Origin of the sequence: Sulfidibacter corallicola, from assembly GCF_017498545.1 — a bacterium.
Lineage (GTDB): Bacteria > Acidobacteriota > Holophagae > Acanthopleuribacterales > Acanthopleuribacteraceae > Sulfidibacter > Sulfidibacter corallicola.
On the sequence record NZ_CP071793.1, the window covers coordinates 2,234,233 to 2,251,188 of the forward strand.

General features: G+C 60.3%; 9 protein-coding genes. 3 read left to right on the plus strand and 6 right to left on the minus strand.

Annotation, left to right across the window (positions count from 1 at the left end; genetic code table 11):
* The first annotated feature begins 1,161 nt into the window (after positions 1-1,161).
* A complete protein-coding gene (locus tag J3U87_RS06580) occupies positions 1,162-2,943 on the plus strand; it encodes an acyl-CoA dehydrogenase (protein WP_237382238.1) in 1,782 nt (593 codons plus the stop codon).
* A gap of 960 nt (positions 2,944-3,903) precedes the next feature.
* Here J3U87_RS06580 and J3U87_RS06585 read toward each other — a convergent pair.
* The 6 genes from J3U87_RS06585 to ybeY form a co-directional block, all read right to left on the minus strand.
* Entirely contained in the window at positions 3,904-4,959 is a 1,056-nt protein-coding gene (locus tag J3U87_RS06585; protein ID WP_237382239.1) for a dipeptide epimerase, read from the minus strand.
* 65 nt (positions 4,960-5,024) lie between these two features.
* Positions 5,025-5,990 (minus strand): DUF2169 family type VI secretion system accessory protein, encoded by a 966-nt coding sequence (locus J3U87_RS06590; protein ID WP_237382240.1) that lies wholly within the window; start codon positions 5,988-5,990, stop codon positions 5,025-5,027.
* 101 nt (positions 5,991-6,091) lie between these two features.
* The gene (locus J3U87_RS06595; RefSeq protein ID WP_237382241.1) at positions 6,092-6,691 is read right to left on the minus strand and encodes a HEAT repeat domain-containing protein; all 600 of its coding nucleotides are present in this window, start codon (positions 6,689-6,691) and stop codon (positions 6,092-6,094) included.
* A 62-nt stretch (positions 6,692-6,753) separates the two neighbouring features.
* Positions 6,754-11,385, minus strand: a complete 4,632-nt coding sequence (locus J3U87_RS06600; RefSeq protein ID WP_237382242.1) for an RHS repeat-associated core domain-containing protein — start codon at positions 11,383-11,385, stop codon at positions 6,754-6,756.
* Between the two features lie 420 nt (positions 11,386-11,805).
* Positions 11,806-13,074, minus strand: coding sequence for a hemolysin family protein (locus J3U87_RS06605; RefSeq protein ID WP_237382243.1), 1,269 nt, complete (start codon positions 13,072-13,074; stop codon positions 11,806-11,808).
* 40 nt (positions 13,075-13,114) lie between these two features.
* A complete protein-coding gene (gene ybeY, locus J3U87_RS06610) occupies positions 13,115-13,561 on the minus strand; it encodes an rRNA maturation RNase YbeY (protein ID WP_237382244.1) in 447 nt (148 codons plus the stop codon).
* 414 nt (positions 13,562-13,975) lie between these two features.
* Between ybeY and J3U87_RS06615 the strand changes: the two genes are divergently transcribed.
* The gene (locus tag J3U87_RS06615; RefSeq protein ID WP_237382245.1) at positions 13,976-15,004 is read left to right on the plus strand and encodes a hypothetical protein; all 1,029 of its coding nucleotides are present in this window, start codon (positions 13,976-13,978) and stop codon (positions 15,002-15,004) included.
* Positions 15,005-15,201: 197 nt separating this feature from the next.
* Positions 15,202-16,530, plus strand: coding sequence for an FAD-dependent oxidoreductase (locus J3U87_RS06620; protein ID WP_237382246.1), 1,329 nt, complete (start codon positions 15,202-15,204; stop codon positions 16,528-16,530).
* Positions 16,531-16,956: the final 426 nt, after the last annotated feature.

Consider the following 16,956-nt stretch of genomic DNA (forward strand, 5'->3'; position numbering starts at 1 on the left):
GTCCGGCGGCTTTTTTTATGCCGTTGCGTCCCCGGCCCGAAGAGCCCGCATGCTCGTAGGCGACGCAAAGCCTGTAGGTGGAGCAGCTTGCTCCACCAATCGAAGCAACAAACGGCACGGAGGTGGGTTCACCCTAAGAGCGAAGCGAATCACTCCGCTGGCCACGCGTCACCGAAGTCTCAAAGTCCATAGTTCCCGCATCGCGAGAGCGGCGTAACGCTTGTAGGTGGAGCAGCTTGCTCCACCAATCGAAGCAACAAACGGCACGGAGGTGGGTTCACCCTAAGAGCGAAGCGAATCACTCCGCTGGCCACGCGTCACCGAAGTCGCAAAGTCCAAAGTTCCCGCATCGCGAGAGCGGCGTAGCGCTTGTAGGTGGAGCAGCTTGCTCCACCAATCGAAGCCTACCCGGCAGCGACGAAGTACAGCGCAAAAAAGCGGAGCGAGCCCATTCGGGTGGGGGAAACGAGGCATGGATGTGCTTCGTCATATGGTGAACCCTGCCTTTGATGCACATGTTGCTTCGACTGGTTGAGCTGGCAGCTCAACCTACAGGCCTTACGCCCCTTTCGCCATGCGGGGACTTTGGACCTCACGGCTTTCGATTGGGGTCGTGAGGAGAATGTTCGGCTTCGCTCTTTGGCGCAATTGATTGCTGTTGCTTGGGTTGCTTCGATTGGTCGGCCCAGCGGGCCAACCTACAGCCCTTACGCCCCTTTCGCCATGCGGGAACTGTGGGTTTTGCGACTTCGGATTGGGGTCGCGAGGGTGATTCCGTGCTACGCTCTTTGGCCCAATTGCCTACCATTGCTTGAGTTGCTTCGACTGGTTGAGCTGGCAGCTCAACCTACAGGCCTTTCGACCCTCTCGGAATTCGGGAACTCGGGACCAGCGAAACTTCGACGAACGACCCGCGACCGTAGTAGCCGACGCGAACTCGCAGTTCGCGCCTGCCCGGCCGATCGTTTTCGATGAGCGCCCGATGCCGCGACGTGAATCGGTCCGGTCGGTTGCCGGCCATGACGCACATGCATGAATCTACACTCATTTTTTCCAGGGACTTGGCGTCTGGGGCACCCATCACCCGACCAAATGAGGTACAATGAGGCAAGATTCTGAACACAGGTTCATTTTGGCCGTGCAATTTTCAAGGAGACACGCATGACGCACTACCAGATCAACGAGCGGGATATGATGTTCAACCTGAAGGAATGTCCCGGCTTGCAGGCCCTCGCCGATACCGACGGCTACGAGGACACCTCCGAGGAAACCCTCGACCTCATTTTCGAACAGGCCAAAAAGTTTGCCACCGAGGTGCTCGCCGAGCACTTCGTCGTCGGGGACCGCCAGGGTTGCGAACTCGTCGACGGGGAAGTCAAGCTGCCCGAGGGTTTCGACAACGTTTGGGAGCAGTACGCCGAAACCGGAATGGTCGGCATCAACGCCGATGCCGAATTCGGTGGCGCCAACCTGCCCCACTTCTTCTCTTCGCCGGTCGCCGAAATGGAATGCGGCTCCAACGTTTCTTTTTCGATGTTGCCCCTGCTCACGCGCGGCGCCGCCCGCCTGATCTACACGTTCGGCACCCAGGAACTCAAGGAAAAATACCTCGAAAACATGTACAGCGGTGAATGGTCGGGCACCATGTGCCTCACCGAACCGGGCGCCGGCAGTGACGTGGGTGCCGGCCTGACCAAGGCGGTACCCGAGGGCGATCACTTCAAAATCTCCGGCACCAAGATCTTCATCACCTGGGGCGATCACGAGCTGACCAAGAACATCGTTCACCTGGTGCTGGCGCGGACGCCCGATGCACCTCCGGGAAGCAAGGGGCTGAGCCTGTTCGTCGTACCCAAATACCTGACGGACGACGAAGGCAACGTGATTCGCAGCAACGACGTCACCTGCGGCAACATCGAACACAAGATGGGCATCAAGGCCTCGCCGACCTGCGTCATCAACTTCGGCACGGACGACGACTGCATCGGCTGGTTGATCGGCGAGCCCAACAAGGGCATGTCGCAGATGTTCCAGATGATGAACGATGCCCGCTTGGAAGTGGGCATCCAAGGCATGGCCCAGGCCTCGGCGGCCTACCTCTCGGCGCTCGGCTACGCCAAGGAGCGCGCCCAGGGCAGCATTCGAACCGCCGAAGGCGCGCGTCCCGCAAAAATCATCGAGCATCCCGACGTGCGCCGCATGCTGCTGAGAATGCGCGCCATCGTGGAAGCCTCGCGCGCCATGATCTACCACATGTCGCTGTACATGGATTTGGCGCATCACGGCAAGGGAGATCGCGAGCGCTATCGCGCGTTGAGCGAGTTGTTGACGCCCGTGGTCAAGAGCTACGGCTCGGACCAGGGGTTCCGGGTGACCGAGATGGCCATTCAAACCTACGGCGGCTACGGCTTCTGCCAGGAGTACCCGGTCGAGCAGTACATGCGCGACATCAAGATCGCCTCCATCTACGAGGGCACCAACGGGATTCAGGCTTTGGACCTGGTCTTCCGCAAGATCCTCATGAACAAGGGCGCCCATCTCAAGGTGTGGCTCGGCGATGTGGCCGCGCTTTGCGGCGAGCTCAAAGGTACCCGATTGGAAGCGCAGGCCGACGCATTGGGCAAGGCCGCCCAGACGGCTGCCGCCGTCGCCACGAAGTTCGGCGAGTGGGCCGCGACCGGTAAGGCGGAGGCCGTCCAATACCGCGCGACCGATTTTCAGGAGCACCTGGGCCACGTCATGGGCGGTTACTTCCTGCTGCGTCAGGCCCAATACGCGGCCAAATGCCTGGAAGGCCAGCCTTCGCCCGCCGATCAACATTTCTACGAGCAAAAGATCGTGACCACGGACTACTTCATCGGCGATCAGGTGGTTCAATCCGTCAGTGCGCTTCAGCACCTGATGCAGGTGCCCTTCCCCGGCACGGACGTATCCTTCGACTGATCGACGCGTTTTAGCTTGATGGGGCCGGCCTCCGAAAGTACTTCGGAGGTCGGCCCTGTTGCGTTATTGACTGAGCATCGGATCAGGCTGGCTGGTGCTTCGCTCCGAGGCGCCGGTTCGCAGACCCAGTATCTCAAGAGTGCGACCAGGGCTGTAGGTTGGCCCGCTGGGCCGACCAATCGAAGCAACCCAAGCAACAGCAATCAATTGCGCCAAAGAGCGTAGCCGGTCATTCCCCTCACGACCCCAATCGAAAGCCGTGAGGTCCACAGTTCCCCCATCGCGAAAGGGGCGTCAGGCCTGTAGGTTGAGCTGCCAGCTCAACCAGTCGAAGCAACTCAAGCAACGACAAGTAATTGCGCCAAAGAGCGTAGCACGGAATCGCCCTCGCGACCCCAATCGAAAGCCGTGAGGTCCAAAGTTCCCCCATCGCGAGAGCGGCGTCAGGCCTGTAGGTTGAGCTGCCAGCTCAACCAGTCGAAGCAACCCAAGCAACAGCAATCAATTGCGCCAAAGAGCGTAGCCAATCATTCCCCTCACGACCCCAATCGAAAGCCGTGAGGTCCAAAGTTCCCCCATCGCGAGAGCGGCGTCAGGCCTGTAGGTGGAGCAGCTTGCTCCACCAATCCAAGCAACTTACCTCGGATTAGCAAGTAATGCCCCAGAGCGAAGCGACCCCTTCTCCCAAGCGGGTCAAAGCCGGGATTACGTCCCTTTCGATCAGTTATGTACATCGAATCCAAGGTGCTCCGACTGGTTGAGCAGGCTGCTCAACCTACAGGCATTACGTAGCTTATAAAAACACGGGCACTTCGAGGTCAGGTTGTTTCGACGCGTGATCGATCTTCCGAGGGCGGATCCCGACCCCGATGTTGGTCGCTCTACCGAAGAGCGTATCCTAGGAGTCCCCGCCCCTCGAGCGGGTCGCGAGGCTTGCGGAAACACCGAACGTGCGGGGGCTCAGGCTTGGCCCTCGAGCCGCATCCATTTGAAGTCTTGGTCGGATTTGGGCTGCACCCCCAGGCCCGGTCGGTTCTGGACCATCAAGCAGCCGTCTTCCACCGGATGTCCCTCGAAAGGGTCGCGACGCAGCAATACGTTCGAATCGAGGTCCAGGTAATCGACGAGCGAGGCGAGCTGGGCGGCCGCGCCGATCGCCAATCCCGACTCGATCATGCAGCCCAGCATGATCGACATGCCCAGCGATTTCGCAGATTCCACCGTGCGCAACGCCGACAGGATGCCACCGCTCTTCATGAGCTTGACGTTCACCCCGTGGAATTGGTCTCCCAAATGGTACACGTCCTCGGGTCCCGCCAGTGATTCATCGGCGATCAGCGGCAAGGGACTGCGCGCTTTCAACCACACCATGTCCTCGCGATTCAAGGCGGGCATGGGCTGCTCGACGAGTTCGATGCCCTGTTTCGCCAGCCAGTCCAATTCGCGCGCGGCGTGTTCGCGATCGGCCCAGCCCTCGTTGGCGTCGACCCGGATCGGTACCGACGTGATGCGGCGAACGGTGCGAATCAACTCGCGGTCGGTGCCACTTCCCAGTTTCATTTTGAGCACCGAAAACGGCGCCGCTTCGCGAACCTTCTCGGCGACCATCTCGAACTTGTCGATGCCGATGGTCAACGATATCGGCATCGGGCCGCGCGGTTCGAGTCCCAGGATCTCGTACAACGGTGCGCCGAGCCGCTTGCCCAGAAGGTCCAACAAAGCCATGTCCAACGCGGTCTTGGCGGCAAACTCACCGGGAAAGGCCGCGTTGACCCGATGCATGATGTGCCGGTACGGCTCGACGCGATCGCCGATGACCGCGACCAACCTGGCCAGCGCCGCATTGCAACTCTCCGCCGATTCGTCGTAGCGCGCGTTGGGCGCGGCCTCGCCGTAGCCGATCAGGCCGTCCTGCTCCAATCGAATCACGACATTGTCACGGTGACGGTAGCTCCAACGGGAGATGCGGAACTCGTAAGCCAACTCCAAACGCAGCGGTGACACCCAAATGTCCATAAAGGCCCCTTTCCCTTCCGAACCGCGCACAGGCCCGCCTCGAGCCACCTCGAATGGGATCGACCTCAAGCCGACTTGGCTTCATCCATCTCCATTCGGAATTCCAACACGCGGACGGATACGTTTTCAGCGATGACCACCCGCCAAGTAGCATACACCTCCATGGCGGGAACATCGATGGCCAGAGTATCCAATTTCATTTCCGCGGGCAATAGGCCGCCGTCGCTGTAACGCACCAAAACCAACATGCGATAGCTGGGCAAGCGAAAGTCCAGCCGGCCGTCAGGGGTCAGGTTTTGGAGCACGACCTCTTCGTTTCCTTGAAGATGCCCTGGATAGACCATGTTCGGGTGGGCCGCGTTGTAGGACGCGTAGGGCGAGTCGTCGGGACGCGGAATCCGCCAGTCCGCGTAGACCGGGCCGAATCCGGCCGGCATCACCACCTGGCCCGGTTCGGTGACGGGAAACCCGGGCGCCTCGATTTGGTGGGCCTTGTAGGTTCGGTCCTGGGCCAAGTGCTCCGGCACGACGTACCCGGATCCCAAGGGATTGTGAGGAAACGCGATCGTTTCGCCGCCATGTTCGTAGCTGCCGCCGTAGGCGTTCTCGTAACGCAGCGGCACCACGACCGTCGGCTTCGGATCGGTGATGAGCCAGCCTTTCTCGGTGTCGAACCGCCAAGCCCGCTTCCCGAAAACCTTGAGCGCCTGGGAGAGCATGCCCACCCGCGCTTCGGCCAACCACATGGGTGCGGGCTTGCCGTCGGGTGCATGGGCGAGCGCGTTGATGAAGACGTCCGAGCGTGGTTTGGAGATCGCGAGATCACTGGGCCGCAGCAGGCTGGATGCCCCGGCCTCGCCGTAGTAACCGTCCCTTGCCGCGACCGGTTTCTGTTCCTGGGTCGGCCTCAGCACCTCGCCGTTGCGAATGGAAAAGGTCGCGCGGGCCACCGCCACCACGACCGGCCGCTTGTGGGTATCGTGGCGGGTGAAGGAAAAGTGTGGAAAGGGAATGTAGCTTCGAATTTCCATGAAAACATCCTGTTGTCATTAATGAGTGGGGCCTGCGGGTGTCTTCGTCAATTTTCCCGCCAGGTCGGCGGAAGTGCAAGTTGCCACGCCACCCCGGCCGACTACCAACCTTTCTCGGCACCGACGGCCTCGATGCGTCGGCGAAGATCGCGTTCGGCGGCCTGAAAGGCCTCGGCCGACACCGACGACTGTCGATCGTAGGCCCAGTAGGCATCTTCCAGATCGCAAATCAGAGCCAAGGAGCGCAGGGCGTTGGCCGACACGACCGCATCCGGTTCCCGGGAGGCCTCGGTCAACGCGCGGAAGACGCGCCCTTCGGGAATCGCACCCAAGGCGATGGCGGCTTCGAATCGCGCCGAACCACCGCCAAACCATTTCTTTTTAAGGGCATCGAGCAGGCATTCGATCACGGTTTCATCGCGCTCGATCTGCCAGAGCGCACTGGCGATCCACACCCGAGTGACGCCTTTGGCCTTCGGAAGCATGCCCTGCAGGATCGGCACGGCGGCGCGGGAGTTCAAGTGCGCCAGCGCCCGAATCGCGTAGAGCGATTCCCCGCGCAGGGCCTGAACGAGTTGGGCCTCGGCCAGACCCCGTTCTTCGACGGTCAACTGGTCGAGCACCGCCAGATCCGGACCGTCGCGGCGGGGGTTTTCAAAATAGCTGTTTCGAAAGCGTTGAAACGCGGTGGATGTGGCCATCAGTTCCTTCGCATCGGCGCGTCCCCGACGGACGGGGCCACGCCATCGATGTGAATCGATCCCTAGTCGTGCTCGATGATCTTGCTCACCCGGCCGGATTTCATACCGTCCTGCAGAATGGGCTTCTCGATCGCGAAATAGGTTTTGTCCATGTAGTTCGGTTCGGATTTCATGCCCTTGACGAAAGCGTTCACATCGCCGGATGCGCCACCGGCGAATTTTTTGGAGATGTCGTCCCAAACTTCCTTGGCCCGATCGTCGCCGACCTTGGCGGTCAGCTCGTCCCAGGGATAATTTTTCTCCATCCACTTGCCGGCTTCGGTCATTTCGACGGTCTTGCCGTCAATGGAACGAGCGAACGCCTGGGCCGCATCCTTGTTGCCGAGATGGTAACCCGACCAAAACACCGCTTTGCCCTTGCCCGTCTTGACCCCGCGGAACGCGACGTTGGCGCGAATCCAAGTGTAGGTCACGCCGCTCTTGATCTTGGAGGCCGCACCTTTGACGAAACCGGTGACCGCCTCTTTACAGGAGAGTCCGTAGGGGTCGACCCAGCCGATGGGGTTGGGGGCATACTGGTACAGGTTCTCGCCGCCGAGAAGCCCCACCGGATCGGGACTCACGAAACGACCCATTTCGGGATCGTAGTAGCGATGGTAGTTGTAGTGGAGGCCGGTCTCCTCGTCGAAGTACTGACCTTGGAAGCGCAAGGGGTTTTGAACCCGCTCCGTATCGAATCCCACGACCCGACCGTAGGCGGAGAAATGGGCCGCCCAGGCCACTTCGCCATCGGGCCCGGTCATCTCCCGAGGCGTGCCCAGATGATCGAGGTGATAGTAGAAGACATCCTCACCACGCACCTGGCCGAGCGGCAAAAAGGACTCGGGCTGATAGAGATAGGTCACCTCTTCACCCTCGCGATCCTCTTGGACCAGGACATCGCCGTTCCAGAGGAAGGAGGTCAGATCGGATCCCGTCTGCTTGGAAACGCGGCGGCCCAGCGCGTCGTAGCGGTAATGGGTGGTGGTTCCGTTGCGCACACTGCGCACCAAGCGGTTTTCGGCGTCGTACTCGAACTCGGTGACGTCCTGCCCGCCAGGACCCTGAACGCGCTTGACCAGGTTGCCCACATCGTCGTATTCGAATTTTTTGTCCTGGAACACCAGGAGCCGGTTGCCCTTGACGTACCCGCCCTCGAGAGTGGGCCGCTCGGATTCGCCCGGTCCGTTCTCCAGCAGGTTGCCGGCGGGATCGAAAGCGAACACCTCGCGCAGCAACCCGTCGACCTCGCACAACCGATCGGCGGCGTCATAGGTGAACCGGGTCGCTTGCCCGGAGGCCAGCTCTTTGATTTGGCTCAGGTTGCCGGCTTCGTCGTAGCGGTAGTCACGACCGAACAACATGTCGCCAACCACCGAACCCGGGCGCATCACCTTCTGCTGGGCCAGGCGGCCGTTGGGTTCGTAGATCATTTCGGCGGACAACCCGTTGCCGAACCCGCGCGAGACCGGCAGGCCGTCGGTTCCGTAGGTCAGTTTGCCGACCATGCGGCGGTCGAGGTCCAGCCCCACCAGGCGACCCATGGGATCGTAGTCGTAGTTGGCCGTGCGGCCGTTGGGCAGTTGGGTTGCGACACAGTTTCCAGAGGCGTCGAAGCGACGCGACAGCACGCGATCGTCCTGCCACTCCTCGATGATGCGATTCGACGCATCGTGGAAAAACCGCAAGTCGCGATGGGGATTGGTGGCACGCGACAGGCGACCGAGCACATCGTAATCGAAGGTCGCGGTTTCACCGGCACCGGTCCCCTCGTGGCGGGCGGTCTTCTCGATGACGCGACCCATGGCGTCACGACGGTAGGCTACGGTGCGGAACAGGCCGTCCTCGTGACGAATCAACTGTCCGGCCGGGTCGTAGTGATATCGCTGCTGGCGGCCGTCGAAACCGACCTCGCGAATCAGGCGCTCGTTGGCGTCGTACTCCAGTTCGTAGCGCTCGCCGTTCTGGTTCACGACCGCGACCAGGTTTTGCTCGCGATCGTATTCGTAGGCGAAAGCGCTGCCGTCGGGATCGATGCGCCGGGTCACGGAGCCAAGGCCACTGTACTCGTATCGAGTCTCGCGGCCGGCGCCATCGATGAAGCGTCGGATCATTCCGTCTTCATTGTATTCAAAGGAAAGCGTTTGCCCGTTCGGCAGGTGAACCTGCGATGCGCGCCCCATTTGGTCCACGTCGAAACCCGTGCGCGAGCCGTCGGAATGAACCACGGCCACCACGTTCCCGCCGTCGTCGTACTGGTAGCGCGTCACGCGACCATCGGCATCGGTTTCGCCAACGAGTTCCCCCTTGCGGTTCCACTCGAAACACTTGGACCCACCGCTCGGACCGACAATCCGCGTCACCAGACCGCGAACGTCGTACTCGAATCGGGTCTTCTCGCCATCGGCATCCACGCTGGTCACCGGCAGGCCCTCGGTGTTGTACTCCCGGCGCCGTTCCTGATTGGCGGGATCCACATGGGCGATCGGGCGCCCCTCCTCGTCGTAGACGATGTGGGTGCGGGCACCCAGCTTGTCGAAGACCTCGATCAGCCGATCGTCGGCATCGTAGACGAAGCGGGTTCGATTGCCCAGGGGATCGATCTCGGCGCGAAGCTTACCGACACTGTCGTATTCGAACCGCGTCCGGTTCCCGGAGGGATCGGCGATATCGAGAATGTTGCCGAAGGCATCCCAACGATAGCGGGTGGTGTGACCGAGACTGTCGGTGATGCTGCTTTGGTTCCGTTCGGGATCCCACGCGAAGCGGTAGTCGTAGATGCCGTCGTCGCCCCAGTTGCGCAGGCAGCGCGCTGCGGTATCGTAGCGGTCCCACTCGAAGTGATAGCGGAAGCCGGTCTTGAGCGTGCGCTCGACCAGCACGTGATTGCGATAGGCGTATTTTTCGGAATGGCCCAGGGGATCCACGACCTCCACCAGATCGTCGTGTTCGTCGTAGGCGTAGGTCACCAGCGGATTTCCGATGGGCTGGCCGGTCTCGTCCAGGCCATGGATCTGGGTGATGCGACCGCGTTCGTCGCTTTCGACGCGGGCCCGACGACCCGAAGAAGTCTCGATCTCCTCGAGTCGTCCCTTGAGGCCGAAGTGAAAGCGGACGAAATTGCCGTGGGTGTCGCGCGCTTCGCTCAAGACGTAGGCACCCGTCGTGGCCTTGTAGATTTTTCTGACCGGTCCGTCGCTCTCGAGGATCAGGGTATGGGGATCGGGACGCCGCAACAGCAGTTGCTCGACTTCCTGATACACGGTTTCACCCACCGACGGTACCGGGAAGAACAGATCGCGCCCCTCGTCGTTGGACAGGATCGCTTCCTCACCGGCGAACCTGACGGATTCGACGGCGGGATGGGTCCAACCGTGACCCAACCCGCGATTGCGCGATTGGCCACTGCGATAGGTGCGACGCCACACCAACGGCATGGCGCCCGGCAGCACGAAATCCTCGTGTTGCAACAATTCCTCGCCGGTGACGACCGAAATCGGACAGCCGGCCGTGGTGCATTTGGCGATCGGCGGGGTTGCCGGAACGCTGGCCTTTTTCATGGCCTTGCCGGCCTTCTGGGCGGCCTTCATGCCTTTCCGACCGAATTTGGCCGCGGTGGCGGCGGCACCGGCGAACGGGATCATGGCCGCGGCGGAAAGGGCCGCATCGGTGTAGTTGCCCTCGGCCAGGTAGATCAGCGCGTTGAGGCCGTCGGCCACTTCGCCGAGACCCGGCACCAGACCCACCACATCCAGCGTGGTGTGCACGATGTCGGAAATCGATACGCTGGAAACGGCCGATTTGAGGCTGTCCCACCAGGAGGATTCTTCCTTGGTCTCGGGTTCCACCGGCGGATTGGTGTTGCCGACGATCTCGCCGTTGGGACCGATGCTCGCGCCGCTGGGAGCGGCCGGTGCACTGGCCTTGGGTGGTGCCGGGGCGGGAGCGGGCGCGGGCGGTTTCTTGGATTTCTTGGCCTTTTTGCTGGATTTGCCGGCGGAACCGCCGCTTCCGGCGGAACTGGAACCGCCCTTTTCGAGCAACTCGGCCGTACCGTCAAAAAAGGTGCCCGTGCGCATGTTCTCGAGGGCCTGGTACAGCAGCCGACCGGACAACACGCCGGTTTTCGGAATGGGGTGGCTGTGTTCGGAGGGGATTTCGATACCCAACGAGCGGATTTTTTCCAAGGTCCGCCACCAGCGCTCGGTTCCCAAGTATTGGCTCTGGGGCAACTGCCCCAGCCACGAGTGAAAAAAACCGGCCATGACCACGATCGCGTCCACCCGACGGTCGCGTTCCTTGCCGGAAGCGATTCGGGACAACAGGTCGTGGTTGTGGGACAAGGCCAGAGACAACTGTTGGCCGTAATTCAAGACGACACCCGGATCCTTGCACAGCAGAATCTCCAGGCGCTGAATCTCCAGATCCTTCTGTAGCCTGAGCGCATTTTCACCGGCCGCACTGTGCAGCCACATGGCCTGGTACTCTCCGGCCTCTAAAAAGGAGAGATGGTTCGAGGAATTCGGGTTCTCGGATCGGGACAATCGATAGGTAAAGGTCGGCGACACATCGGGAACGTCAAACTTATAAAAATTGGGGTCGTGATTGACGAATTCCCATTTTCGGTAGGGACTCCGGCCCTTGAGGGGTTTCATGGTCTCACCTCTTATATGAATAGCTGGCGGCTCGGAGAGGACGCGGCTCAAAAAATAAAGATTAAAAAGAGAACGGAAATGAACCACCAAATATAGTACTAATTAGGTCATTTTAACGACTGGCGAGCGAATTGGGTAGAGAAAACTGGGTAGTGGCCATTCGGCACCACGCCACAACGGGCTTACCGGGGTGATTCGCTCGGATGGCGAGGCCCTCGGGCCCAGGCCTGCAGTCATCAGCCAAGACACTCAAACACAAGGAGTTCCACAGTCCCAACCACGCACACCAAAGAGCACGTCTTTTCCTGCTTTCTCAGCTTTTCGCAGCCAAGAGTACACGCTCGAGTTCGGGTTTTCCCACCTCGATCGAGACACGCCGATACCAGGTTTTTCCCAACCCGGTACCCGCCACCCGCGACCTTACGCCGTCATTTGCGAGTCGAGCGATTTGGGCAGATTGATCGGATTGGAAGGCGTGACGGTCAGTTTGTAAATGCGGCGATCGTCCGCCTGGGCGATCTCGGTCCGGACGGGGCCGATGAACACCGTCTCGCCCACCTTGGGAATGTAGCCTTCCTTGTTGAAGATGAAGCCGCCGATCGTATCGACGTCTTCGTCCTCTTCGTCCACCGAAAAGATCTCGCAAAAGTCTTCCAGCAAGACCCGGCCATCCACCAGGTAGGAACCGTTCTGCAAGTCGACGATCGAATCGTTGCCGGGAATCTCGTGCTCGTCATGGATTTCCCCGATCAGCTCCTCGACCACGTCTTCGAGGGTGATCAGCCCGGAGGTACCGCCGTATTCGTCGATGACGATCGCCATCTGCATGCGCTTGGTCAGTATGTCCTGCAATAGATCGTTGAGGCCGCGCTTTTCAGGCACGAACAGCAGCTCCATGAGGCATGAATCGATGGGTCGGTCGTCGTCCATGATCCCGATCATGTCCTTGAAACGCAGGATCCCCTCGATATGGTCGATGTCGTTGCGGTAGACCGGGAGCCGGGAAAACTTGGTGCGCTTGAAGACATCGAACATTTCCTTCTTCGACTGGCCGATTTCCAGGCACTCCATATCGGTGCGCGGTGTCATGACCTCGCGAACGATGGTGTCGTTGAAATGCAGCAGGTTCCGCAACAGCGAACTCTCGCTTTCGTCGATGATGCCCTCTTCGGCACCGGCGCGAATGAAGGCGCGGATATCCTCGGGGTCGTCTTCCTCGTCGGACTCGTCTTCCTCGGGGAGTTCCACGGACTTGGAAACGGCCATCATGAGCCTGGTGAACGGGTAGAAGACCCAGTACACGGGCCGGAGAACGGGAAAGACGCGCGTCACCGAAGCTTCGGGCATGCGCGATGAAATCATGTTGGGCAGCAGGAGATCGAAAATCCACAGATAGAGGAAGAACCCACCCAGGTGGAAGATGTTCGGCTGGGCGATCAGCTCGAGGCCCATGACGGCGAGCAAGATCAGCGACAACTTGTCGAAAAACTGGGCGGAAAGGCCCAGTTTGTAGGGATCATCGAGAAAAAAGAAGAGCTTGGTATCGTTTTCGCGCGACTTCTCGGCGAGGGCGAACAGGGAGATACTCCCCAGCCCAAAAAATCCAGCCTTCAGAAAATTATTCAACAACCGGAACAGAATCAGTATCGAGATGATCAGGATCCAACTCGCGGGTATGGAGCCATCCAAGGTGAAATTTCCCCTTTACATAAAAATGATCTGCAGGCCTTCAAAAGAAATAGGTCGCCAGCTCTCGTTTCAGAGAGGACTGCAACGCCATCATCTCACCGTCGTCGGTTTCGTGGTCGTGACCCAGTAGATGAAGCACCCCGTGCAGGATGAGGAACCGCAGTTCCCGGGCCACCGACTGGCCGAGTTCCGCGGCCTGACGCACGAGTTGGTCATGGGAAATGACCACGTCCCCGAGGTGGTGCGAGCCGTCAGGCAGTGGACCACCGCCAGGAAAGGACAACACGTCGGTCGTGCGATCTTTGCCGCGATACGTGGCGTTGAGTTCGCGCATGTGATCATCCCGAGTGACCAGGATGGACAATTCGGCGCCGTCGAGATTGAGACGATCAAAAAGGTCGTTCACGAATTCGTGAACGCGCGAATCCGGGGGTTCGGCCTCTTCGGCCTCCCAAATAAAATCTATCTCTCTCGCTTCCCGTATCATGTCAACGCATCACACCTAAAATCGGCTTGATTGGCGAATATACCAGCTTTCAAAGGATTGCACCACAGATAAATATGGTGTAAAGGAGCCGAATCAGCAAGAAACGCCACGGGTGTCACAGAACCCAGAAGAGCCCCATCGCGACCTCGAAAGCGGGGATCGCGAAAACCCCGAATTCGAGGTAGGGTTTCGCGGGCGATGGCCGAAAACATTTCGTCAACCAAGCCTCCGCGACAATCACCGAAGGCCCTAACCACGCTCTTTCAAAACACTTAACCTCCACAACCACCTCATCCCCGGCATGCACCCCGCCAATTGCCGCAGCAAGCCGTGCTGGGCGCGTAAATGGCTCATGTGATTAAATGACTGCGCCGCACGCGCCGCCGCCTCGCTATTCCATCTCGGAGAATCTGCATGAATTTCCTTTGGCTGCTTCTTTTGACGTACACGGGACCCGAACCCGTTCCCGCCGTACCCACGCCCGCCAGCACCTGGGAAGTCTCGTACCAGTTGGATCGCGTCCTGTTGCGGCCAAACGGCGAGAGCCTGATGTTCCGGGGCCTGGACGTCTACACCTACGACACCAGCGGCAACCCGATCGCCAATTTCCAGCAGCCGTTCGCACCCGATCTCGCCTTCTTGGGACCCAAGGGTTCGCTGTGGATCCACGACGGCAAGGGTCGCCTGGGTCGCCTGAACCCGGAAGGCGGGTTCCTGTGGCAACAGGAAGTACCGCCACCGACCATCGCGCCCGTGATCTTCGGGGACGAGGTGGTCTACGTCCGCGATACCCTCCTGGAGCTGCGCGACCCCGAAAACGGTACCGCCCGATTCAGCACGCGCCGCACGGAGCGGATTTCGGCCATCAAGCCCTGGGGCGAAAACCTGCTCATCGCCCACGAAAACGGCGAAGTCCTCATGTGGAATCCGGTCAAGGAAAGCAAGCGCATCTACCACGACAAGAAGAAACGGGTGTTGGCCTACGTGGAAGCCGGCCCCGACGGGGAATGGGCGCTGGCCTATCGCGGCGGTCACCTGGCGGTGTTGGACAAGAACCGCAAACTTCTATGGAAACGGGACTTCCACATCGATATCGCGTGCCCGCCGGTCTGGCTGAAGGTGCAGACCCAAAACGGCCTTCGCACCCAACTGCTCATCACCACCCAGGGTCGGCGACTCTACGCCTACAGCCCGCGCGGTCACGAACTGGCCGGACTCCACCTGAAGGGGCGCCCGAAGGCGCTGGTCCCCTGGTCGGAAACCAGTTCCCTGCTGATTCCGTCGCTGGCCGAAACCATCCATTTCTACGACGCCCTGCAGCGAAAATTCGCCAAACAGTCCCTTTCCGGTTACCAAACCAACGTCATCACCGCCGGCTCTTTTCTTCTCCTCGTAGGCAAGGGTGGTATAATCCGCCTCTATCATCGTGAGACGAACATGTAAGGAGCGGCCACATCGTCCGGCACTCCGACCGAGAATCTTCGCGAAAATTCCCCTACAGCGAATTTCGGCAACAAGATCCACCTACCCGGTCGATGGGTCAGGTCCTCACTGATACCTTCTTTGCATTTCGCCTCTTCCCCCAACAACCCCCACAACGATTCAATTGCAACGAGGGTCGAAGCATGAGCGACAACAAGATGAAAACATATTCAGTGGCAGTGATCGGCGGTGCCTGCGCCGGTTCGGAGATCGCGGCGTCACTCCGCGAAAGAGGAATGGAAGTCGTGGTGTTCGAACAGAACCCGCTTCCCTACGGTAAGATCGAGGACGGCCTGCCCCGCTGGCACCTCAAACTGCAGAACAAGGAAATGGCGTCCATCGACGACAAGCTGTCGCGCGAGGGCATTCATTACGTGCCCAACTGCAAACTGGGAGAGGACGTCACCCTGACCCAGCTACGCGAGGATTGGGGTTTCCCCCTGATCGTGATGGCCACCGGGGCCTGGCGCGATCGACCGCTCAAGGTCGACGGCGCCGACGAGGTGACCGACGACTCGCTGGTCTACCAAAACCCGTTCGTCTATTGGTTCAACCACTATCACGAGTCCAATTACGGCGGCAAGACCTACCGGGTGGACCAGGAACCGATCGTGATCGGCGGCGGCCTGGCCTCGATCGACGTGGCCAAGATCTGCATGTTCCAGTTGGTTCTCGAAGCGGCGCGGGAACGCGGCGTCACCCTTGAACTGCTGGACATGGAGCACAAGGGCATCTTCAAGACCCTGGACAAGGCGGGCCTGAACTACGACGACCTGAACATCAAGCCCGCCCGCCTGTTCTATCGCAAGCGCGTCATCGACATGCCGTTGGTACCGCTCGACGACGATCCCACCGAGACCCAGTTGGAAAAAGCGGTCAAAGTGCGCGAAAAGCTGATTCGCAATGCCACCACCAAATACGGCTTCGAGGTGCATCCGCTACGCGCGCCGCTGGAGATCCTGCTCGAAGAGGGCTCGGTCACCGGGATCCGCTTTCAGGTCAACGAGTTCCGCGATGGCCGCTTCGTGGCCAACGGCGAAACCGAGACGGTGGCCTGCACCCAGGTCATCAGCAGCATCGGCAGCATTCCGGAATGCTTGTCGGGCGTTCCCATGATCGGCGAACTCTACGACACCAACAATCCCTTCACGGGCGAGTTGAACCAGCATCCAGGCGTCTACCTGGTCGGTAACGCGATCACCGGCCGCGGCAACATCAAGGATTCCCTGAGAAACGCCAAGCGCTTGGGCAACCTGGTGGAAAAGGGCATCAGCGAAGGTGAGTTGGATTACTCCGCGGTCTTCCGCCAACGGGCCGAAATGGCGCGCGACCACGTGGCGCGCCTGCACGAGTACCTGAAGGGCATGCCGCCCACCGACGACGCGACCCGCGACCGTATCCGCGAGCGCACGCGTGAGCTGCAGGCGGCCCACGGCTACGCCGGCGACTACACCGCCTGGCGGGACAAGATCCTGACCTCGCGCTGAGTTTTCCGACGACCCGGCGGATCTTGCGTGCCGCCGGGTCTCGAGGCCCCTGCCGCACGGGACAGCGGCCGGCGATGACGAGGATCGCCAGCTCGATCCCCCCAAAAATCGCGGCTTCGACGGGCCCGACCCACCGGGAACGCGAACCGATTCGAAGCTCCCGTGGCGGTTCGAGCGCCGAGCAAACGAGCGCAAATCCGCAAGGACACCGGCCTGCGAAAACCACAAAAAATGACGTTTTTTCCAGACGATTGCCAGATCCCTGGTTCAGAAATCATCACGGATGACTTAGAATAGGAAAGAATGGTCGTGCCAGGTGGCTCGGTCTTGACCCCTTCGCTTCCGAGCGGCTATGATCGGGTCATGCTTTCCACACGAGCACGCCAACGATTTCCTTGAAGCCACGCGGCTTATCCACCCCTCGGG

What these genes read in the sequence shown, in the direction of transcription:
- J3U87_RS06620 (WP_237382246.1), top strand. Translation starts at nt 15,202, where the DNA reads ATGAAAACATATTCAGTGGCAGTGATCGGCGGTGCCTGCGCCGGTTCG.
- J3U87_RS06600 (WP_237382242.1), bottom strand. Translation starts at nt 11,385, where the DNA reads ATGAAACCCCTCAAGGGCCGGAGTCCCTACCGAAAATGGGAATTCGTC.
- ybeY (WP_237382244.1), bottom strand. Translation starts at nt 13,561, where the DNA reads ATGATACGGGAAGCGAGAGAGATAGATTTTATTTGGGAGGCCGAAGAG.
- J3U87_RS06590 (WP_237382240.1), bottom strand. Translation starts at nt 5,990, where the DNA reads ATGGAAATTCGAAGCTACATTCCCTTTCCACACTTTTCCTTCACCCGC.
- J3U87_RS06595 (WP_237382241.1), bottom strand. Translation starts at nt 6,691, where the DNA reads ATGGCCACATCCACCGCGTTTCAACGCTTTCGAAACAGCTATTTTGAA.
- J3U87_RS06615 (WP_237382245.1), top strand. Translation starts at nt 13,976, where the DNA reads ATGAATTTCCTTTGGCTGCTTCTTTTGACGTACACGGGACCCGAACCC.
- J3U87_RS06580 (WP_237382238.1), top strand. Translation starts at nt 1,162, where the DNA reads ATGACGCACTACCAGATCAACGAGCGGGATATGATGTTCAACCTGAAG.
- J3U87_RS06585 (WP_237382239.1), bottom strand. Translation starts at nt 4,959, where the DNA reads ATGGACATTTGGGTGTCACCGCTGCGTTTGGAGTTGGCTTACGAGTTC.